The 18,446-nt window shown below is 74.5% G+C and carries 20 protein-coding genes; 8 read left to right on the top strand and 12 right to left on the bottom strand.

Going from position 1 to position 18,446, the window contains the following annotated elements; translation table 11 throughout:
- Window positions 1–75: 75 nt before the first annotated feature.
- From EDC57_RS09885 to EDC57_RS09870, 5 genes are all read right to left on the bottom strand, one after another.
- The gene (locus EDC57_RS09885; RefSeq protein ID WP_123401683.1) at window positions 76–1,671 is read right to left on the bottom strand and encodes a cytochrome c oxidase subunit I; all 1,596 of its coding nucleotides are present in this window, start codon (window positions 1,669–1,671) and stop codon (window positions 76–78) included.
- Complete coding sequence (locus EDC57_RS13180) at window positions 1,668–2,318, bottom strand: cytochrome c oxidase subunit II (protein WP_281272260.1); 651 nt, start codon at window positions 2,316–2,318, stop codon at window positions 1,668–1,670. The genes EDC57_RS09885 and EDC57_RS13180 overlap by 4 nt, the downstream gene beginning before the upstream one ends.
- Window positions 2,319–2,801 carry a cytochrome c oxidase subunit II transmembrane domain-containing protein gene (locus tag EDC57_RS13175; RefSeq protein ID WP_245995219.1) on the bottom strand — a complete coding sequence of 161 codons (483 nt, stop codon included), beginning with the start codon at window positions 2,799–2,801 and terminating at the stop codon, window positions 2,319–2,321.
- Complete coding sequence (locus EDC57_RS09875; RefSeq protein WP_123401682.1) at window positions 2,794–3,270, bottom strand: DUF2244 domain-containing protein; 477 nt, start codon at window positions 3,268–3,270, stop codon at window positions 2,794–2,796. Before EDC57_RS09875 ends, EDC57_RS13175 begins: the two co-directional genes overlap by 8 nt.
- Window positions 3,271–3,345: 75 nt before the next feature.
- Window positions 3,346–4,530, bottom strand: a complete 1,185-nt coding sequence (locus tag EDC57_RS09870; RefSeq protein WP_148051452.1) for an alkaline phosphatase family protein — start codon at window positions 4,528–4,530, stop codon at window positions 3,346–3,348.
- 82 nt (window positions 4,531–4,612) lie between these two features.
- Between EDC57_RS09870 and EDC57_RS09865 the strand changes: the two genes are divergently transcribed.
- Window positions 4,613–5,902 (top strand): MFS transporter, encoded by a 1,290-nt coding sequence (locus tag EDC57_RS09865; protein WP_123401680.1) that lies wholly within the window; start codon window positions 4,613–4,615, stop codon window positions 5,900–5,902.
- Window positions 5,899–6,210: a c-type cytochrome gene (locus EDC57_RS09860; RefSeq protein ID WP_123401679.1), complete on the top strand. Its 312-nt coding sequence runs from the start codon at window positions 5,899–5,901 to the stop codon at window positions 6,208–6,210. The genes EDC57_RS09865 and EDC57_RS09860 overlap by 4 nt, the downstream gene beginning before the upstream one ends.
- Window positions 6,211–6,242: 32 nt before the next feature.
- Here EDC57_RS09860 and EDC57_RS09855 read toward each other — a convergent pair whose 3' ends face one another.
- Genes EDC57_RS09855 through EDC57_RS09840 form a run of 4 tightly spaced genes read right to left on the bottom strand, consistent with a single transcriptional unit; the run spans window position 6,243 to window position 9,134 of the window.
- On the bottom strand, window positions 6,243–7,574 hold the full coding sequence (locus EDC57_RS09855) for an ATP-binding protein (protein WP_123401678.1): 1,332 nt from the start codon (window positions 7,572–7,574) through the stop codon (window positions 6,243–6,245).
- On the bottom strand, window positions 7,571–8,254 hold the full coding sequence (locus tag EDC57_RS09850) for a response regulator transcription factor (protein ID WP_123401677.1): 684 nt from the start codon (window positions 8,252–8,254) through the stop codon (window positions 7,571–7,573). The genes EDC57_RS09855 and EDC57_RS09850 overlap by 4 nt, the downstream gene beginning before the upstream one ends.
- A 3-nt stretch (window positions 8,255–8,257) precedes the next feature.
- Window positions 8,258–8,536, bottom strand: coding sequence for a PepSY domain-containing protein (locus EDC57_RS09845; RefSeq protein WP_123401676.1), 279 nt, complete (start codon window positions 8,534–8,536; stop codon window positions 8,258–8,260).
- A 49-nt stretch (window positions 8,537–8,585) separates the two neighbouring features.
- On the bottom strand, window positions 8,586–9,134 hold the full coding sequence (locus tag EDC57_RS09840; RefSeq protein ID WP_123401675.1) for a glycine zipper 2TM domain-containing protein: 549 nt from the start codon (window positions 9,132–9,134) through the stop codon (window positions 8,586–8,588).
- Window positions 9,135–9,400: 266 nt separating this feature from the next.
- Here EDC57_RS09840 and EDC57_RS09835 point away from each other — a divergent pair, with 266 nt between their 5' ends.
- Complete coding sequence (locus EDC57_RS09835; protein WP_123401674.1) at window positions 9,401–9,967, top strand: NUDIX hydrolase; 567 nt, start codon at window positions 9,401–9,403, stop codon at window positions 9,965–9,967.
- On the opposite strand, the gene EDC57_RS09830 is transcribed toward EDC57_RS09835, so the two are convergent.
- The gene (locus tag EDC57_RS09830; protein ID WP_170165102.1) at window positions 9,968–10,720 is read right to left on the bottom strand and encodes a helical backbone metal receptor; all 753 of its coding nucleotides are present in this window, start codon (window positions 10,718–10,720) and stop codon (window positions 9,968–9,970) included.
- A gap of 9 nt (window positions 10,721–10,729) precedes the next feature.
- A complete protein-coding gene (locus EDC57_RS09825) occupies window positions 10,730–11,722 on the bottom strand; it encodes an HpcH/HpaI aldolase/citrate lyase family protein (RefSeq protein WP_123401672.1) in 993 nt (330 codons plus the stop codon).
- Between the two features lie 85 nt (window positions 11,723–11,807).
- Between EDC57_RS09825 and EDC57_RS09820 the strand changes: the two genes are divergently transcribed.
- The 5 genes from EDC57_RS09820 to EDC57_RS09800 all read left to right on the top strand — a co-directional run bounded on the left by EDC57_RS09820 (window position 11,808) and on the right by EDC57_RS09800 (window position 17,202).
- Window positions 11,808–12,929 (top strand): HpcH/HpaI aldolase/citrate lyase family protein, encoded by a 1,122-nt coding sequence (locus EDC57_RS09820; RefSeq protein ID WP_123401671.1) that lies wholly within the window; start codon window positions 11,808–11,810, stop codon window positions 12,927–12,929.
- Window positions 12,930–12,940: 11 nt separating this feature from the next.
- Window positions 12,941–14,551: an acetate--CoA ligase gene (locus tag EDC57_RS09815; protein WP_123401670.1), complete on the top strand. Its 1,611-nt coding sequence runs from the start codon at window positions 12,941–12,943 to the stop codon at window positions 14,549–14,551.
- A 12-nt stretch (window positions 14,552–14,563) separates the two neighbouring features.
- The gene (locus tag EDC57_RS09810) at window positions 14,564–15,430 is read left to right on the top strand and encodes an HpcH/HpaI aldolase/citrate lyase family protein (RefSeq protein WP_123401669.1); all 867 of its coding nucleotides are present in this window, start codon (window positions 14,564–14,566) and stop codon (window positions 15,428–15,430) included.
- 3 nt (window positions 15,431–15,433) lie between these two features.
- Window positions 15,434–16,498, top strand: coding sequence for a MaoC family dehydratase (locus EDC57_RS09805; RefSeq protein ID WP_123401668.1), 1,065 nt, complete (start codon window positions 15,434–15,436; stop codon window positions 16,496–16,498).
- An 80-nt stretch (window positions 16,499–16,578) separates the two neighbouring features.
- The gene (locus tag EDC57_RS09800; protein WP_123401667.1) at window positions 16,579–17,202 is read left to right on the top strand and encodes an MBL fold metallo-hydrolase; all 624 of its coding nucleotides are present in this window, start codon (window positions 16,579–16,581) and stop codon (window positions 17,200–17,202) included.
- Between the two features lie 9 nt (window positions 17,203–17,211).
- On the opposite strand, the gene EDC57_RS09795 is transcribed toward EDC57_RS09800, so the two are convergent.
- Entirely contained in the window at window positions 17,212–18,429 is a 1,218-nt protein-coding gene (locus tag EDC57_RS09795; protein ID WP_211331953.1) for an NAD(P)H-dependent flavin oxidoreductase, read from the bottom strand.
- Window positions 18,430–18,446 lie beyond the last annotated feature (17 nt).

The raw sequence follows: 18,446 nt of genomic DNA, 5'->3' as shown, positions 1-18,446 counted from the left end.
CTCAGGAAGACGAGCAGGGCGAGGGCGCCGAGGGCCCAGGCGAGGAGGAGGTTGCGGCGCCGGCGCATGACGTCCTCAGCCCCGCAGCCGCGGGGCGGTCTCCCAGGAGTGGAAGGGCGGCGACGAGGGCAGCTCCCACTCCAGGCCGCGGGCGCCGTCCCAGACGCGCGCCTCGGCCGACCGGCCGCCGCGCACCGCCTTGACCACGATGTAGAGGAACAGCAGGTGGCTGAGGCCGAAGACGAAGGCGCCGATGCTGGAGAGGAAGTTGAAGTCGGCGAAGGCGACGTTGTAGTCGGCGATCCGCCGCGGCATCCCGGCAAGGCCCAGGAAGTGCTGCGGGAAGAAGGTGACGTTGAAGCTCACCACGTTGATCCAGAAGAAGATCTTCGCCAGGCGCTCGTCGTACATGTGCCCGGTCCACTTGGGCAGCCAGTAGAAGACGGCGGCCAGCAGCCCGTAGATGGCGCCCGGGATCAGCACGTAGTGGAAGTGGGCGACCACGAACATGGAGTCGTGGTACTGCACGTCCGCGGGCACCACCGCGAGCATCACCCCGGTCAGCCCCCCGAAGCTGAACAGCATCACCATGGCGATGGCGAACAGCATGGGCGTCTCGAAGGTCAGGGCGCCGCGCCACATGGTGGCGATGAAGTTGAAGATGATGAGGCCGACCGGGATCGAGATCAGGATCGTCCCGATCATGAACCACTGCACCGCCCCCAGCGCCATGCCCACGGTGTACTGGTGGTGGGCCCAGACCACGAGGCCGAGGGTGGCGATGACGATCATCGCGCCCACCATCGAGTGGTAGCCGAACAGCGGCTTGCGGGCGAAGGTGGGGATGACCTCGGCCAGCGCCCCGATCGCGGGCAGGATCAGGACGTAGACCTCCGGATGGCCGAAGAACCAGAACAGGTGCTGGAACAGCACCGGGTCGCCCCCGCCGGCGGCGTTGAAGAAGCTGGTGCCGAAGTGGCGGTCGAAGAGGAGCATGGTGACGCCGCCCGCGAGCACCGGGACGACCAGGATCAGCAGGAAGGCGGTGACCAGCCACGCCCAGCAGAACATGGGCATGCGCATCAGGGTCATCCCCGGGGCGCGCATGTTGAGGATGGTGACGATGATGTTGATGGAGGCGAGCACCGAGGAGATGCCGAGGAGATGGATGGCGAAGATGAGGAAGTCCATGGACATGCCCACCTGAACCGAGAGCGGCGGGTAGAGGGTCCAGCCGGTGTTGATCTGGGTGCCGCCGCCCGGGAGGAGGGGTACGACGAAGGACAGCACCAGCATCAGCGCCGCCGCCGGCAGGAGCCAGAAGCTGAGGTTGTTGATCCGCGGCAGCGCGATGTCCGGGGCGCCGATCATGAGCGGGATCATCCAGTTGGCGATGCCCGCCCCGGCCGGCATCACGGCGCCGAAGATCATGATCAGGGCGTGGTTGGTGAGGATGTTATTGTAGAGGTCGGGCTCGAGCAGCTGCAGCCCCGGCAGCATGAGCTCGGCGCGGATGGCCATGGCGCTCGCCCCGCCGAGGAAGAGCATGGTGAGGGCGAACACCAGGTACATGGTGCCGATGTCCTTGTGGTTGGTGCTGTAGAGCCAGCGGCGGATGCCCCGCGGCGGCCCCTCGTGCTCGTGCACCACGGTGTGGCTGGCGACGCTCATGATCCCGACCTTCCCGCGCGGGCGGCGCGCACCTGGCGCGGCTGCACCGCCGCGCCGGCGTCGTTGCCCCAGGCGTTGCGCTCGTAGGTGACGATGGCGGCGATCTCCAGGTCGTTGAGCTGATCCCGCCAGGCGGGCATGGCGGTGCCGGGGCGGCCGTCGAGGACCACCGCCAGGTGTCCGGCGACCGGCCCGCGCACCACCGCGCTGCCCTTGAGGGGCGGGAAGGCCGGCGGCAGCCCCTGGCCGTTGATCTGGTGGCAGGCGGCGCACTTGGTGTTGTAGAGGCCCCGCCCCTTCTCCATCAGCTCCGCGAGCGGCCACGTCCGATCGCTCGCCGCCTCCGCGGCGGCGCGGGCCATGGCCGCGCGCTGCTCGGCCACCCACGCCTCGAAGCGCTCCGGCGGCACCGCCTCCACCACCACCGGCATGCGCGAGTGCCAGGTGCCGCAGAGCTCCGCGCACTGGCCGCGGTAGGTCCCGGCCCGCTCGATCAGGGCCCAGGTCTCGGTGACGTAGCCGGGGATGGCGTCCTTCTTGAACCCGAGGGCCGGCACCCACATGGCGTGGATCACGTCCGCCGAGGTGTGCAGGAAGCGCACCCGCCGCCCCACCGGCAGCACCAGCGGCTGATCGACGGCGCGCAGCTAGTGCGCGCCCGCCTGCTCCTGCGGCAGCGCGCGGCTCTCGATGCGGATGCCGAGGTCCGGGTACTCGTACTCCCACCACCACTGGTGGCCGGTGACCCGGACCACCAGCAGGTCGTCGCCGCGCGGCACGACCCAGAGCTTCTTCAGCGTCTCCCGGGCCGAGCCGGCGATGGTGAGGTCGATGCCCAGCACCAGCACCGGCACCACCAGCCACGACCAGGCGCCGAAGCGGCCGCGGTGGAACGCGAGGTCGGGCTGGTGGCCGCGGCTGCGGCGGAAGCGCCAGGCGGCGAAGAGGACGACGGCGAAGACCAGGACGGTGAGCACGGCGACGATGGTGCCGGTGAGGGTGTGGATGGCGAAGATCTCGCGCGCCACCGGGGTCGCGGGCTGCGGCAGGTTCCAGGCCGGGGCCGCCGCCGTCGGCGCGGCGGGCAGGGCGAGGGCGGCGGCGAGGAGGGGGCGTGCGCGCTCAGCCATGGCTCCACCCCGCGCCGACGTTGCCGGCGAGGGTCCCGGCGAGGCGGGCGCGCTCGGCCTGCGGCAGGGCGCGCCCGAGCTCCACCTCCCGCCCGTGGGCGCGCAGGAAGAGGCGGCTCGGGTAGCGCCCGGCGGGGTCGCGGCGCAGCACCACGCGCGCCCATGCCCGCGGCAGGCGCCGCGCCGCCCCGCGCCCGTCGCGGACCACCACCTCGCGCGCCGTGACCTCCACCACTTCCCGGGCCGCCGCGGCGCGGGCGCAGCTCGCCATCGCCCACGCGAGCAGGGCGAGCTCGAGCCCGGCGAAGGGGAGTACCGCCCAGGCGCCGCGGGCGGCGAACCAGGCGCCGATGCCGGCGAGGGCCGCCCCCGGCAGGGCCAGCCCCAGCAGCCAGGCCCCGGGCCCCGGGGCAGGCCGCGGGGCGAGCACGAGGCGCAGGCCGTCGGGGCCGCGGGTGGTCTCCACCATGGCGCAACCTTCCGGTGGACTACTGAGAAAGGTAGTCAGGTATAGGCGGAACGCAACGTGGGACCGCAGCGCCCGTCAGAGATCGCCCAGCAGGTAGAGGGGGATCTCCATCTCCTCGGGGCTCATGCCGCCGTGGTTGCCCGCGGGGAAGTCGCGGCCCTCGCCGGCGGCGGGGGCGAAGAGGGCGTGGCCGCCGCGGGCGACGAGGAGGTAGTCGCCGAGCCTCGCCCCAAGCTCCGGGTGCGGCGCGCCGGGACCCAGCGCCCCCGCCGCAAGCAGCGCCTCGCCCGGGATGCAGTGGCAGGCCGGCGCGAGGTGCTCCCGGACGATGGCGAGGAAGGCGGCCTCGCGGCGGGGGCGGACGAAGCAGGCCACGGCGCGGGGGTCGCCGGCGGGCAGGGTGGCAAGGCAGCCGTAGAGGCCGGGGACCGCGGAGAGGTCGATCCGCGCCTGCGGCGGGGTGTCGATCATGCCGTGGTCGGCGCTCACCACGAGCCCCACGCCGCGGCCGCGCAGGCGCGCCGCGAGCCGTTCCACCGCGGCCTCGATCTCGCGCAGGTGGGCGAGCGCCGGCTCGGCGAAGGGCCCGTGGGTGTGGCAGAGGCTGTCGTAGCCCGGCCAGTAGGCGTAGCAGTAGCCGGGGCCGGGCCCCCGGCAGGCGGCGTCCACCGCCTCCACCAGCTCGTCCAGGGAGGCGGCGGCGAGGCGCCGGTGCCAGCGGCCCACCGCGCGGCTGAAGGCGCTGTCCGGGATCGGGGGCGGGGCGACGAGGGTGCGCTCGGCGGCCATGCGGTCGAGGTGGGACGGCACGCGCAGGATCTGGCCGAGGGTGCGCTCCGGGGGGAGCGCCGGCGTCCCGGTGCGGGTCAGCCCGAGGAGGACGGTGGCGACGAGGCCGAGCCGGGGCAGGTTCAGGTGCCAGCCGAGGACGGCGTGCTCGGCCGGGCTCGCCGCGCTCATCACGGTGGCGACGGCGGTGGCGGTGGTGGCGGGGAAGACCGTGGCGAGCACCGCGTCGGGCCGGCTCAGGCGGTCGCGCAGCGCCCCGGCGGCGGCGAGCGCGGGGATCTGACGGGCGCCGAGGCCGTCGACGAGGAGCAGCACCAGGTGGCGCAGCGGGCGGAGCCGCGCCGGGTCGAGGGCGGACAGGGGCGGATGCGGTGCGGCGCCGCCGCGGCCGCGCACCAGGCTCGCCATGAGGTTGAGCAGCGTGGTGCCCTCGGCGTAGGGGGGCGGGGCGAGGTCCGGTGGCAGCGCCATGGCGGCCAAGGTAGTGCCGGGGCGGCGGCGGGCGCAAGGGCTTCGTTGAACGGCCGTTCAGGAACGGCTTAAATGCACGCCCATGGACGCCACCGCGCTGCGCACGGTGATGGTGCGGGTCTTCCCGCCCTTCGCCTTCGGCTACTTCCTCTCCTACCTCTACCGGGTGGTCAACTCCGTGATCGCCCCGGATCTGGTGCGCGAGCTCGGCCTCGACGCCGCCGATCTCGGGCTGCTCACGAGCACCTACTTCCTCACCTTCGCCGCCTTCCAGCTCCCCCTGGGGATGCTGCTGGACCGCTTCGGGCCGCGGCGCACCGAGGCGGTGCTGCTGCTCTTCGCGGCCGCGGGGGCGCTGCTGTTCGCCCTCGCCGGGGGGCTCGGCGGCCTCGTCCTCGGCCGCGCCCTCGTCGGCTTCGGGGTCTCGGCCTGCCTGATGGCGGCGTTCAAGGCCTACGTGGTGTGGGTGCCGCCGGCGCGGCTGCCCCTCGTCAACGGCTTCCAGATGGCGGCGGGGGGGCTGGGGGCGCTGTCGGCGACGGCCCCGGTGCAGGCGGCGCTCGCGGTCACCGACTGGCGCGGCGTCTTCCTGGGGCTCGCGGCGCTGACCCTGCTCTGCGCCCTGCTCATCTTCCTGGTGGTGCCGGAGCGGCGCGACGCGCACCACGCCGAGCCGCTGCGGGCGCAGCTCGCCGGGGTGGCCGAGGTCTTCACCTCGGCGACGTTCTGGCGCATCGCCCCGGTGACGGTGCTCTCGCAGGCCACCTTCCTCGCCATCCAGAGCCTGTGGCTCGGGCCGTGGCTCGCCGACGTGGCGGGGCTCGGCCGCGACGCCGCGGCGGCACGGCTGGCGCTGGTGGCGGCGGCCATGGTGGCGGGCTTCATCGTCATCGGCGGGCTCGCCGAGCGGCTGGCGCGGTGCGGCGTGTCCACGGCGGCGGTGGCAGTGGCCGGGATGGGCGCCTTCATGGCGGTGCAGCTCGCCCTCGTCGCCCCCGGGACCCCGCCCCTGACGCTGCTGCTCGTCCTGTTCGGGCTGCTCGGCACCAGCGGCATCGTCAGCTACGCGGCCCTCTCGCAGGCCTTCCCGCGGCATCTCGCGGGGCGTGCCAACACCGCCCTCAACCTCCTCGTCTTCGTCGCCGCCTTCGCCGCCCAGTGGGGCATGGGCGGGATCATCAACCGCTGGCCCGCCGCCGGCGGCGGCTACGAGGCGGCGGGCTACCGGGCCGCCTTCGGCACGATGCTGGTGCTGCAGCTCGCGGCGCTGGCGTGGTATGCGGCGGCGCCGCGCGGCGTTCAGGCGCGGTTCATCGGCGGCGGCCGATCATCGTCCCCGGATCCCGTGAACGACCGGAGGACAGGACCATGAAGACCATCTCGCGCACCCTCGGCATCGCCCTCGGCCTTGCGCTGGCCGCGGGCGCGGCGAACGCGGCCGGCGACGGCAAGGCGCTCTACGACCGGGTCTGCTTCGCCTGCCATGCCACCGGCGCCGCCGGCGCCCCCAAGGTGGGGGACAAGGCCGCGTGGGCGCCGCGCATCGCCCAGGGCGTCGACACCCTGGTGGCGCATGCGGTGAACGGCTACAACGCCATGCCCCCCAAGGGCGGCTGCGGCGACTGCGACGAGGCGCAGATCCGCGCCGCCATCGAGTACATGATCGGCCAGTCGCAGTAGCGTCCGACCCCCCCGGGCCCCGCCCGGGGGCCTCAGGGCAGGCGCACGTCGATGCGGGCGCCGCCGAGCTCGGCCGAGGCGCCGATCTCAACCGCCCCCCCGTAGGCGGCCACGATGTCGGCGACCATGGCGAGCCCGATGCCGTGGCCCGGGGCGCGGCGGTCGGCGCGCACGCCGCGGCCCAGGACCTCGCCGCGCTTCGCCGCGGGGATGCCCGGGCCGTCGTCCTCCACCACGAGGAGGAGCGCGCCGTCGCCTCGCGCTGTGACCCGAACCCGCCCTCGGGACCACTTGTAGGCGTTGTCGAGGAGGTTGCCGAGGATCTCCAGCAGGTCCCCCTCCTCGCCGCGGAAGCGGGGCTCGCCCTCGCAGCGCACCTCGCAGCGCACGCCCCGCTCGCGGTGGACCTTGTCCAGGGTCGCCACCAGCCGCCCGATGGCGCCCGCCACCGGGATCGGGGCGGCGAGGGGGGCGCGCCCGGCGGTGGCGGCGCGGCGCAGCTGGTGCTCGACGATGGCGTTGACGCGGTCCACGGCGGCGGCCACCTGGTGCGGCAGGTCCGGCTCGCCCGCCTCGGCGGCGCCGCGCAGGAGCGCGAGCGGCGTCTTGAGGCTGTGGGCGAGGTCGCCCAGGGCGTTGCGGTGGCGCTCGAGCTGGCGCCGCTGGTGGGCGAGCAGGGCGTTGACCGCCTCGGTGAGGGGGCGGAGCTCGCCCGGGGCCTCGCCGGAGAGGGCGGCGGCGCGTCCGGCCTCGATGGCGCGGATCTCCTCCGCCACCCGTGCCAGCGGCCGCAGCCCCCAGTGCAGGATCAGCCCCTGGGCGAGGAGGAGGGCGAGGCCGACGCCGGTGAGCCAGCCCCAGAGGGTGCGGCGGAAGGCCCCCACCTCGGCATGCAAGGCGGCAAGGTCCGCCGCCGCGGCGAAGGTGTAGGGGACGAGGCGGCCGTCCGGATGCTCCCAGAGGATGCCCAGCGCCGCCACCAGCAGGGTGCGGCCGTCCTCGGCGCGCACGCGCCCGAGCCGCCACGCCCCCGAGGCGAGACCGCGCGGGTAGGGGACGGCGAGGCCGAGCTGCGAGGGCGAGCGCCAGATCGGCCCGTCCGGGCCCTCCACCGCGCCGTAGAGGCCCGAGGCGGGGTTGGACAGGCGCGGATCCGGCGGCGTCTCGGGCATCCGCAGCCGCCCCGCGGGGTCGAGGTCGGCGGCGGCGATGAGCCCGTAGACCTCGCCCCGCAGCCGCTCCTGCAGGGCGGTCTCGGCGCTGTGCCGGAAGGCGCGCTCGAGGGCGACGGCGGTGAGGGTGAAGAAGGCGGCGAGCACCACCGAGGCCGCCGTCAGCAGCCGGGCGCGCAGCGACCCCCTCACGCCGGCTCGCGCCTCCACGCCAGGCGGTAGCCCTGGCCGCGCAGGGTCTCGATGGGCCGCAGCCTGCCCTCGGGGTCGAGCTTGCGCCGCAGGCGGGCGACGAAGACCTCGATGGTGTTGCTGTCGCGGTCGAAGTCCTGGGCGTAGAGGTGCTCGGTGAGCTCGCTCTTGGACAGGACCTCGCCGGCGCGCAGCACGAGCTGCTCCAGGAGCCGGTACTCGAAGGCGGTGAGCTCCACCTCCCGCCCCTCCACGCGCACCCGCTGGGCGCGGGTGTCCACCTCCAGCGGGCCGACGCGCAGCACCGGGTCGGACCAGCCGGCGGCCCGGCGCACGAGGGCGTTGAGGCGGGCCACCAGCTCCTCCATGTGGAAGGGCTTGACCAGGTAGTCGTCGGCGCCCGCCTCGAGGCCGGCCACCTTCTCGTCCCAGCGCCCGCGCGCGGTGAGGATCAGCACCGGCAGCGGCCGGTCCTCGGCGCGCAGGGTGCGGATGAGCTCGAGGCCGTCGAGGTCGGGCAGGCCGAGGTCGACGACGGCGACGTCATAGGGGATCTCGCGCGCGAGGAAGAGTCCCTCGCGCCCCTCGCCGGTGGCGTCCACGGCGAGCCCGCGCCGCCCCAGCGCCTCGACGAGCCGGGCGCGCAGTTCGGGCTCGTCCTCCACCACCAGCACGCGCACCCTTCAGCGCCTCCCCGTGCGGGCGGGGCGGATGCGTCCGCTTTCGGGGTCCACCTCCAGGTGGCGCACCCGCCCCTCGGGGGTGAGGACCCGGATGCGGTAGACGGCGTGGCCGTCGCGGCGCACCGTCTCGGCGGCGAGGACCCGCCCGCCGCTCGCCCGCGCCGCCGCCCGCGCCGCCTCCTCGAGGGTCAGCGGCGCGGCCTGGGCCGCGGCCGCGACGAGGACGAGCGCCGCGAGCCGGCGGCGCAGCGGGGACGGCTTGTGGCGCGGGCGGGTCATGGCCGGCGACCATGATAGCAGGGCCGCCGGCCCGGGCCCCGGGCCGCGCTCACTCCACCGGCTGCACGCTCACCCGCACCCGCAGCCGGTCGCCGGGATCGTGGTCCATGCGGGTCTCGTAGCGCTGGCCCCGGTAGCGGTAGACCACCCGGTAGCCGAGGGTCTGCTCCTCCTCGTGGCGCTCGGCCACCACCTCGCAGCGCTGCTCCGTGGTGGTGTGGGTGCGCCCCTTGGCCCCGGAGCGGGCGATGTCGTGCCCCACCGAGGCGCCGAGGGCGATGCCGGCCACGGTCATCGCGTCCTTGCCCCGGCCGCGGCCGAACTGGTTGCCGATGGCGCCGCCAATGATGCCGCCGAGGATCGCCGAGCTCGGCGAGACCCGCGCCGGCTCCTCGCGCGTCACCACCACCTCGCGGCAGACCCGCCGCGGCGTCGAGACCTCCACCACGCGCACGATCGGGACCACGCGCTCCACCTGCGCCCAATCCAGATAGCCGCCGTCGTCCACGGGACGGGGGCGCGCCAGCGCCGCGGGAGCGGCGAGCGCGGCCGCGACGGCGAGGGCGAGGGTACGGCTGGCGATGCGGTGCTTGTTCATGGCCTGTCCTCCTCTGCGGATCCGGCTTTCATCCGACGCTGGATGCAAGCCTGCCCCGATGCCGCTGAACCGATGCTGAACCCGGGGTGGGGGCGGGCCCCGGGGTCCGAAGGCGGTGAGAGAAGGGCCGGCGGCCCCGTCCGGAGGGGCATGGGCGGGGCCGTGCTGCCGGCCCTCCCTCTCGTACGAGGGACCGGTTCCGGGCGGGTGCGCTTACCGGTGGGCGGATGCGCGCCGGGGGGCTACCATGGCGGGGGAGGTGGACGATGGGCCTCGAGACCCAGGGGGGAACGCGCTTCTGCGGCCGCTGCGGGGCGCCGCTCGCGCTCAGGGTGCCGGCGGGCGACGATCGCGAACGGCACGTGTGCACCGCCTGCGGCGCGGTCCACTACCGCAACCCCAAGATCGTCGTCGGCTGCATCGCCCACTGGCGCGGGCGCGTGCTCCTGTGCCGGCGCGCCATCGAGCCGCGGCGCGGCCTGTGGACGGTGCCGGCCGGGTTTCTCGAGCACGGCGAGTCGGCCGAGGCCGGCGCCGCGCGGGAGACCCTCGAGGAGGCGGGGGCGCGGGTCGGCATCGACGCCCTCCACGGCATCTGGAGCCTGCCCGCCATCGGCCAGGTCTATCTCCTCTTCCGCGGCCGCATGCGGGATGCGCGGGTGGCCGCGGGGGCGGAGAGCCTGGAGGCGGGGCTGTTCGCCGAGGAGGCGGTGCCCTGGCAGGCGATGGCCTTCCCCGTGGTGACGCAGGCGCTGCGGGCCTGGTTCGAGGACCGCCGCCGCGGCCGCTACCGGCTCCACCGCGGCCTCGTGGAGGCGACGCGCTGGTCCTGATCAGGCCGCGGTCGCCGCCTCCAGGAAGCGCAGCGCCCGCACCCCGTACCAGCACCAGGCCTCCCCGTCCACCAGCGCGCAGGGGAAGGGCAGGGCCTGCATCTCGGCGCGGCGGCGGGCGAAGGGGTAGGGCTCGGTGGCGGCGAGGAGCAGCGTGGCGGCCGGGTCGAGGGTGGCGAGGTCGATCTCGGGGTAGCGCCCGGCGGCGGGCCAGAGGCGGTCGCCGAGGCCGGCGATGCGCAGCGCGTCGGCGATGAAGGTCTCGCCCCCCGCCGCCATCCACGGCCGGCGCCAGACGAGGTAGACGATGTGCGCGGGCTCGCGCCGCGGCCGCCGCCACCAGGCGACGACGCCCGGCAGCCGCGCCGCCGGGCGCCGTCGCCGCGGGCGGGCGGCGAGCCGGCGCCAGCGCGCCGCCAGCGCCGCCAGGGGACGGGCGCCCGTGGCCTGGGCGAGCGCGCTGCAGGCGGCGGCGGCATCCGCCGCCGACCGCACCCGCGTCACCACCCGGGGATAGGGGCAGGCCGCGGCCATCTCCGCCGTGTTCTCCTCCTCGTCCATGACCACGAGATCGGGGTCGAGGGCGGCCACCGCCTCCCAGCGCACCTGCTTGGTCCCGCCCACCGCGGGGATGGCCTCCACCCGCTCCCGCGGGTGGACGCAGTAGCGGGTGCGCCCCACCACCGCGACCCCGGCCTCGATGAGGGTCTCGGTCCAGGAGGGGACGAGGCTGACGACGCGGGGGCCGCCCACCGGCACCGTTCAGGCGAAGAAGGCGGCCTCGGCCTCGGCCGGGATCGGCACCCCCGTCACCCGCGCCTTCTTCAGGACCTCCCAGTAGTAGCGGTAGGTGGCGCGGTCGTGGAGCTCGCCGGCGTGCTGGATCGGGCCCCAGTGGGCCTCGCGCGCGGCGAGCAGGATCGCCGCCGCCTCCTGCACCTCGGCGTGGTCCGGCTTCATGGCGTCCACGATGGGGCGGATCTGGGCGGGGTAGATGCTCCACATGCGCAGGAAGCCGAACTCGTGCCGCGCCCGCCAGGCGTCCTGGTAGGTCTGGTAGGGGTTGCGCAGGTCCAGGGTGACGTTGTGGGCGGGGACGCGCCCGTGGGCGAGCGCCGCCGCCACCACCTCCGCCTTGGCCCGCACCAGCAGGCGGTGCTCGAACTGGCCGGGGCTGCGCATGGCGGCGGCGGGGATCGCCCCGTGGTGGCCGGAGACGAAGTCCATGAGGCCGAAGTCGATGACCTGGACCCACGCCTCGGCGGCGATGGCCGAGACGTCGCGCAGCGCGCCGTGGGTCTCCACCAGGACGTGGATCGGGATCTCGCGCTCGATCCCGGCGCGGCGGGCGACCTCGCGGATGTGGCCGATCTGCTCGCGCACCTGCTCGACGCGGGTGGCCTTGGGCAGGGTGATGTAGGCGAGCTCGCTCCCGGCGGCGCCGACCACGATCTCCACGTCCTGCCGCCAGGCCGGGTGGGTGGCGTCGTGGATGCGCACCCCCGCCATGCGGTGGCGGTTCTCCGCCGAGCGCACCAGCTCCGCCACCATCTCGGCGTGCTCGCGCTCGCGGCCGGCCGGCGCCCCGTCCTCGCAGTCGCAGGTGACGTCGAAGACGGGGCCGATCTCCTCCTGGAGGGCGAAGGCCTTGCGGATCAGCTTCTCGCTGCCGGCGAAGTGCTCGCAGACCGGGATGACGGGGAAGGGGCGCTCGCCGGGAAAGAGGGCCTGGTCGGGGTGGAGGGGCTCGCTCATGGCCGGGATCCTTCTCTGTTGCGTTGCAGCATAAACTCTACTAGGCTCCTCGGGAAAAGCCAACGACGGAGGACGAGGGAGCGCCATGAACGACGCCTACGCCTACGCCACCGGCCTCGACGACCACGAGCTGCTCGGCGACTACTGGCCGGGCATCCAGCTCTACTACCCGCCGGTGAAGTACCTCCCCGCCGAGGGTCGCTACGAGACCATGGAGGAGGCCGCGGCGCGCCTTCGTCGCCACGCCTTCGCCACGCCCGCCCACACCATTCTGTTCGATCTCGAGGACGGCTGCCGCATGAAGGCCGCAAGCCGCGAGCTGCTGCGCCGGGAGCTGCCGGCCCTCGAGCGCGAGGACCTGCAGGTGGCGGTGCGCATCAACCCCTTCCGCACCGAGGAGTACGAGCGCGACCTGGAGATGGTGCGGGATCTCGCCGGCTGCATCCACGTCATCGTGCTCGCCAAGGCGGGCGAGCTCTACGGCGCGGCCGAGATCCGCGACCTCTCCGCCTGGCTGGTGGGCGTCGACGAATCCGTCACCATCCAACCCATCATCGAGCATCCGCGCTCGCTCAAGCTCGCCGACGAGCTCATGGCCTTCCCCACCGTGCGCCACGTGGTCTTCGGCATCCACGACTTCTCCAAGGCCATGGCCATCCACATCACCCCCGAGCGCTGGACCGAGGAGCTCAAGACCTTCCAGGAGCTGCTGCTGTTCGAGGCGCGCATCGCGGGCAAGGGGGTGATCGGCGGGGTGGAGGTGCTCATCAACCGCGAGCCCATGCCCGAGGACTACGTCGAGGACGCCGACGTGCGCCGCTGGCTCGACCTGCACGGCGAGGAGGAGGCCAAGATCGTCTACCGCCACGCCTGCGAGGAGGCGGCGCGGGGGCTGACCGGCAAGCAGGTCATCCACCCCAACCACATCCACCTCTGCAAGGTCGCCTTCACGCCCTCGCCCAACGAGATCCGCCGCCACGTCGCCATCCTCCAGGCCGCGATCGAGGCCGACGCCCTGCTCGGCGGCGCCATCCGCTTCGAGGGCGAGATGCTCGACCCTCCGATGTTCGGCAAGTCGCTCCAGGCGCTGCTGCGCGCCAACGCCCTGCGCGCCCTGGGCGAGGAGGACCGGCGCTTCGCCATGCAGGTGCTGCGGCGGCTGCCGGTGCCGGTGATCCGCGAGAACTGGCCCTACGGCATGGCATGAGGACGAGGACCATGGCGACCAACTGGCAATGGGCGGTGCCGGCGCGGCTCAACATCGGCGCCGCCTGCACCGACGCGCAGGTGGAGGCGGGTCGCGGCGGCGAGACCGCGATGGTGGTGGAGGACGCGGTGCGCGGCACCGCGGAGGCGACCTACGAGGCGCTCTCGCTCGCCACCAGCCGCTTCGCGCAGCTCCTGGAGGCCCTCGGCGTCGGGCGCGGCGAGCGGGTGCTGGTGCGCCTGCCCAACAGCCTCGCCTACCCCACCGCCTTCCTCGGCGCCATCCGCCACGGCGCCATCGCGGTGCCCACCTCGACGCTGCTGGTGGGGCCGGAGGTGCGCTACCTCGCCGAGGACTCGGGGGCGGCGGTGCTGGTGACGGACAAGGCGATGTGGCCGGAGCTTGCGCCCCACCTCGGCGGGCTGCCGGCGCTGCGCCACGTCCTCCTCGCCGGCGCCGGGCCGCTGCCCGAGGCCCCGCCCGGGCTCGCCGTGCACGACCTGGAGGAGGGGCTGGCGGCGCAGGGCGGCTGGCACCCCGCCGCCGACACCGCCGCCGACGACCCCGCCTACCTGGTCTACACCTCCGGGACCACGGGCTATCCCAAGGGCGTGCTGCACGCCCACCGCGCCCTCGTCGGGCGGCTGCCGGCGGCGACCCACTGGTTCGACTTCCGCGAGGGCGAGCCCGAGCGCATCCTGCACACGGGCAAGTTCAACTGGACCTACGTCCTCGGTTCGGCCCTCATGGACCCCCTCTATCACGGCAAGACCGTGATCGTGCACGAGGGCCCCAACGATCCCGCGCGCTGGATCGAGCTCATCGCCCGCCACCGCTGCACCGTCTTCATCGGGGTGCCCACCATCTACCGCCAGATCCTGCAGCGCACCGGGGCCTCGCGCGCCGACGTGCCCACGCTGCGCCACTGCATGTGCGCCGGCGAGCATCTCTCCGACGAGGTCTTCGCCGCCTGGCGCGCGCGCTTCGGCCTCGACATCTACGAGGCCATCGGCATGTCCGAGATCAGCTACTACATCTCCCACAGCCGCCACCGGCCGATCCGCCCCGGCTCGGCCGGCTTCCCCCAGCCCGGGCACGAGGTGCGGCTGCTGGATGCGTCGCTGCGCGAGGTGGGGGTCGACGAGGAGGGCATGATCTGCATCCGCGACGACGACCCGGGGCTGTTCCTGCGCTACTGGAACCTGCCGGAGGAGACGGCGCGGTCGCGCCGCGGCGGCTGGTTCCTCACCGGCGACTACGCCCGCCGCGACGCCGACGGCTACATCTGGTTCCTGGGCCGGCGCGACGACCTCATCAACAGCTTCGGCTACCGCATCTCGCCCCACGAGGTGGAGCGCGTCATGAAGGCCCATCCCGAGGTCGCCGACTGCGCCGTCATCGGCCAGGCGGTGGACGCGCACAAGACCCTGGTGGCCGCCTGCGTGGTGCCGGTCCCGGGGGCGCGCCCGGACCCCGAGGCGCTGCTCGCGTGGGCGCGCGAGCGGCTCGCCGGCTACAAGCAGCCCAAGATCGTCCACATCCTCGAGGAGCTGCCGCGCACGCGCAACGGCAAGGTCCTGCGCAGCGAGCTGCGCCGCCTCCTCGAGACCCGCCGGACCTGAGAGGAGGAGACCATGGCCGAGCCGCTGCGTCCGCGACGCTCCATGCTCTACGTCCCGGGGCACAATCCGCGCTTCCTCGCCAAGGCGCGGGAGGTGCCCGCCGACGCCGTCATCCTCGACCTGCACCGCTCGGTGCCGCCGGCCCTCAAGGCCGAGGCTCGCGCCCGCGTGGCTGCGGCGCTGGCCGAGGGCGGCTTCGGCCACCGCGAGCGGGTGGTGGGGGTCAACGACCTGGACGGTCCCTGGGGGCGGGACGATCTCGAGGCACTGGCGGGGCTCGCCTTGGATGCGGTGCTGCTGCCGCGCGTGGAGTCGGCCGAGGATGTGATGCGCGGGCTCGAGGCGATGGAGGCGGCCGGCGTCGCCGCCGCGGTCATGGCCACCATCGAGACCCCGCTCGGGGTCCTGCGCGCGGCCGAGATCGCCGCCGCCTCGGCGCGGCTGACCTGCCTCGTCATGAACACCACCGACCTCGGCGCGGCCCTGCACGTGCCCGCCACCGCCGACCGCCTCGGGGTGCTGGCGAGCCTCGCCCAGGTGGTCCTCGCCGCGCGCGCCCACGGCAAGGCGGTGGTGGACGGCGCCCACCTGGAGCTGGACAACCCCGTCACCTGCGAGCTCTCCTGCCGCCAGGGCCGCGATCTCGGCTTCGACGGCAAGAGCGTGATCCACCCGGCGCAGCTGCCCTACACCAACGACGCCTTCACCCCGCGCCCGAAGGACGTGGAGGAGGCCCGTGCGGTGCTCGCGGCGTGGGAGCAGGCGGGCGGGCCGACCTTGCACCGGGGACGGCTCATCGAGCCGGCCCACGTCGAGGTGGCGCGGCGCACCCTGGCCCTGGCCGAGGCCTGCGCCGCGCGCGCCGCCGCGGGGGGCTGAGCCGTGGCCGCCGACAAGGCCGTGCGCGGGCGCTTCTTCGAGGACTTCCGGCTCGGCGAGCGTATCGTCCACCCCACGCCGCGCACCGTCGGCGAGGGCGAGGCGGCCCTCTACCTGGGCCTGACCGGGAGCCGCTTCCCGCTCGCCAGCGCCGACACCGCCGCCCGCGCCCTGGGGCTTGCGCGCCGGCCCCTGGACGAGCTCCTCGCCTTCCACGTCGCCTTCGGCAAGACCGTCCCCGACGTCTCCCTCAACGCGGTGGCCAACCTGGGCTACGCCGAGGTGCGCTTCCTCGGGCCGGTGTGGCCGGGCGAGACGCTGCGCGCCGAGTCCGAGGTCATCGGCCTCAGGCCCAACCGCGACGGCCGCGCCGGCATCGTCTGGGTGCGCTCGCGCGCCTTCGCCCAGGACGGCCGCGAGGTCCTCGCCTGGGTGCGCTGGGTGATGGTGCGCCGGCGCAAGCCCGGGGGCGGGGGGCCGGAGGCGGTGGTGCCGGAGACGGCCGACCACGTCCCGCCGCAGGCGCTCCCGGTGCCCGAGGGGCTCCACGGCCGCGGCTACGACACCGCGCTCACCGGCTCGCCGTGGCTGTGGGAGGACTACGAGCCGGGCGAGCGCATCGTCCACCCCGCGGGCATGACCATCGACGAGACCGACCACACGCTCGCCACCCGGCTCTACCAGAACAACGCCCGCGTCCACTTCGACGCCCACGCCATGGCCTCGTCGCGCTTCGGCCGGCGGCTGGTCTACGGCGGCCACGTCATCTCCGTGTGCCGGGCGCTGAGCTTCGAGGGGCTGGCCAACGCGGTGTGGATCGCGGCCATCAACGGCGGCACCCACGCCAACCCGGTCTTCGCCGGCGACACCCTCTACTGCCGCAGCGAGGTGCTGGCGCGCTGGGCCCTGCCCGGGCGCGACGACCTCGGCGCGCTGCGCGTCCGCACCCTCGGGCTCAAGGACTGCGACCCGGCGACGGTGGACGAGCCCCGCGACGGCGAGGGCCGCTACCGGCCGGAGGTGGTGCTGGACCTCGACTACACGGTGCTGATGCCGCGCCGCCGCTGAGGGATGCGGGGCGGTGGTGCCGGCCACCGCCGAGGCGCTATGATCGGTGCCGGCAAGGCCAGTGCACGCAGGGGGGGAACGTGAGGCTGCACATCGAGCGCTTCGTCACCGGACCGATGGAGACCAACACCTGGGTCCTGCACGCGGTGCCCGGGGCGTGCATCGTCATCGACCCCTCCGAGGGCTGCGGGGCGCTGCTGCGCCACCTCGCCGCCGAGGGCCTGGAGCCGGTGGCGGTGGTCCTCACCCACGGCCACTTCGATCACTGCCTGGGGCTGCCCGAGGTGATCGGGGCCCATCCGGACGCCCGCGTGCTGATCCACCCCGAGGACCGGCACTATCTCACCGACGTCAACTACAACGGCTCGCCCATGATCGGGCGCGAGTTCGTCTGGGAGGGCGAGGTGGAGCCGCTGGAGGCGGGGCGGGTGAGCCTCGCCGGGATGGAGCTGGAGGTCATGCACCTGCCGGGCCACACGCCGGGCGGGATCGGCCTGCGCATCGACGGCCATCTCTTCAGCGGCGACGTCCTCTTCGCCGGCTCGGTGGGGCGCACGGACTTCCTCGGCGGCAGCACCGAGGCGCTGCTTTCGAGCATCCACGAGCGGCTGCTCACCCTGCCCGACAGCACCCGCGTGCACCCGGGTCACGGCCCCGACACCACCATCGGCGACGAGCGCCGCTTCAACCCGTTCCTGCGCTGAGGGGCGGGCTCAGGCGGGGGTGGGCTCGGCCCCCGCCTGTTCCGCTTTCGCCCGGCGCGGGTCGACCCCGGTGAGGAGGTACTGGAGGAGCTCGCGCACGGGCCGGATCTCGCGCCCGAAGGGCAGCGGCTCGGAGCCGCGGAAGAAGAGCCCGCGCTCGACGTCGCCGTGGACGGCGGCGGCGAGCTGGTTGTCGATGCAGAACTGGCCCGCCTGCGGATTGCCGTCCTTGAGCCCGCAGTGGGTCAGGCACTCGATGCGCACGGCGCAGGTGCCGCGCTCGGGCGAGGCCTTGGCACGCAGCCGCGCCTCGCGCTCGAGGTAGCGCCGCAGCCACGGCGTGAGCACCGCCCGCGCCGGCAGCCCGGCGGTGCTGAGGAAGGTGACGATGTCCTCGGGGCGGGCCTCGGCGAGCACGCGCTTGAAGTTGGGATGGGCGTCGCCCTCCTCGGTGACCGCGAAGGGGGTGCCGATCTGCGCCCCCGCCCAGCCCGCGGCGATGAGGGCGCGCAGCTTCTCGAAGGAGTTGATGCCGCCGGCGGCGATGAGGGGGATGCGCTCGAAGGCGATGCCGAGCTGCTCGAGGACCTTGCGGATCTCGCCGATGACGCGGGAGAAGTCGAAGCGCGGGTGGTCCACCTCCTCCACCCGCGGGCTGCCCAGGTGCCCGCCGGCGTAGCGCGGGCTCTCGATGACGATGGCGTCGGGCAGCCGCCCCCGCCGCAGCCAGCGCTTGAGCACCGCGCGCACGCCGCGCTCCTCGGACAGGATCGGGATCAGGGCGACCTCGTCGTGCCCGCCCACGAGGTCCGGCAGGTCGAAGGGCAGCCCGGCGCCCATGATGATGGCGTCGGCGCCGCTCTCGCAGGCCTGGCGGACCAGGTCCGGATGCTGGTCCACCGCCTTCATGACGTTGACCGCGAGGAAGCCCTCCGGGCCGCAGATCTCGCGGGCGGCGCGGATCTCGCGGTCGAGGGCCTCGAGGTTGGCCTCCTCCATGGCGCGGCGGTCGCGGCTGCGCCGCGTCCGCTCCATGAGGTCGGGGTGCAGGCGGCGCAGGTCGACGCTGGCGATGGTCCCCACCGCCCCCTCCTTGGCCACGGTGCCGGCGAGCCGGTGGGCCGAGACCCCCACGCCCATGCCGCCCTGGATGATGGGCAGCAGCTTTCGTCCACGGATCTCCATCGGCGGCAGCGGGGTCTCGATCATGGCACCGCGGGCCCGCACGGGAACGGGCGTCTCAG

It is taken from the genome of Inmirania thermothiophila (genome assembly GCF_003751635.1).
In the GTDB taxonomy this organism is placed as follows: domain Bacteria; phylum Pseudomonadota; class Gammaproteobacteria; order DSM-100275; family DSM-100275; genus Inmirania; species Inmirania thermothiophila.
The sequence above is the reverse complement of the archived record's forward strand: the minus strand, read 5'-3'. Positions and strand labels throughout refer to the sequence as shown.

Coding starts and splice junctions, on each gene's coding strand:
- EDC57_RS09820 (WP_123401671.1), top strand. CDS start 11,808: ATGAACGACGCCTACGCCTACGCCACCGGCCTCGACGACCACGAGCTG.
- EDC57_RS09870 (WP_148051452.1), bottom strand. CDS start 4,530: ATGGCGCTGCCACCGGACCTCGCCCCGCCCCCCTACGCCGAGGGCACC.
- EDC57_RS09815 (WP_123401670.1), top strand. CDS start 12,941: ATGGCGACCAACTGGCAATGGGCGGTGCCGGCGCGGCTCAACATCGGC.
- EDC57_RS09865 (WP_123401680.1), top strand. CDS start 4,613: ATGGACGCCACCGCGCTGCGCACGGTGATGGTGCGGGTCTTCCCGCCC.
- EDC57_RS09845 (WP_123401676.1), bottom strand. CDS start 8,536: ATGACCCGCCCGCGCCACAAGCCGTCCCCGCTGCGCCGCCGGCTCGCG.
- EDC57_RS13175 (WP_245995219.1), bottom strand. CDS start 2,801: ATGGCTGAGCGCGCACGCCCCCTCCTCGCCGCCGCCCTCGCCCTGCCC.
- EDC57_RS09885 (WP_123401683.1), bottom strand. CDS start 1,671: ATGAGCGTCGCCAGCCACACCGTGGTGCACGAGCACGAGGGGCCGCCG.
- EDC57_RS09825 (WP_123401672.1), bottom strand. CDS start 11,722: ATGAGCGAGCCCCTCCACCCCGACCAGGCCCTCTTTCCCGGCGAGCGC.
- EDC57_RS09810 (WP_123401669.1), top strand. CDS start 14,564: ATGGCCGAGCCGCTGCGTCCGCGACGCTCCATGCTCTACGTCCCGGGG.
- EDC57_RS09875 (WP_123401682.1), bottom strand. CDS start 3,270: ATGGTGGAGACCACCCGCGGCCCCGACGGCCTGCGCCTCGTGCTCGCC.
- EDC57_RS09840 (WP_123401675.1), bottom strand. CDS start 9,134: ATGAACAAGCACCGCATCGCCAGCCGTACCCTCGCCCTCGCCGTCGCG.
- EDC57_RS09860 (WP_123401679.1), top strand. CDS start 5,899: ATGAAGACCATCTCGCGCACCCTCGGCATCGCCCTCGGCCTTGCGCTG.
- EDC57_RS09835 (WP_123401674.1), top strand. CDS start 9,401: ATGGGCCTCGAGACCCAGGGGGGAACGCGCTTCTGCGGCCGCTGCGGG.